This is a genomic window from Paraburkholderia sp. SIMBA_027 (assembly GCF_046535315.1).
Taxonomy (GTDB): domain Bacteria; phylum Pseudomonadota; class Gammaproteobacteria; order Burkholderiales; family Burkholderiaceae; genus Paraburkholderia; species Paraburkholderia tropica.
In genome coordinates, this window is record NZ_JAWRWY010001022.1 from 1 (window position 1) to 257 (window position 257).

Below are 257 nucleotides of genomic sequence, written 5' to 3' on the forward strand. Positions count from 1 at the left end.
CCCCCGCCAGCTCGGCTGGCTGCCCGGCCCGGCCGCTAAGGGTGTTCTCCCCAAACTTGGCAGCTTTTTCCGCGGGCATCGTCGAAGGTATGAGCGGCGTCCAGATCGGACCCGGTGCGACGGCATTTACGCGGATACCTTTTTCGGCCAGCATCTCGGCCAGACCCGCAGTGAAGTTCGAAATCGCACCCTTCGTCGAGTCATAGGCCAGAAGCTGCGGGGAAGGCTGCCGTGACTGGATCGAGGTCGTGTTAATG

1 protein-coding gene is annotated in these 257 nt (G+C 62.6%); it reads right to left on the minus strand.

What is annotated here, in order from left to right; genetic code table 11:
* On the minus strand, nucleotides 1-257 hold a 257-nt coding region (locus SB764_RS42200), incomplete at both ends, for an SDR family oxidoreductase (RefSeq protein WP_410867065.1).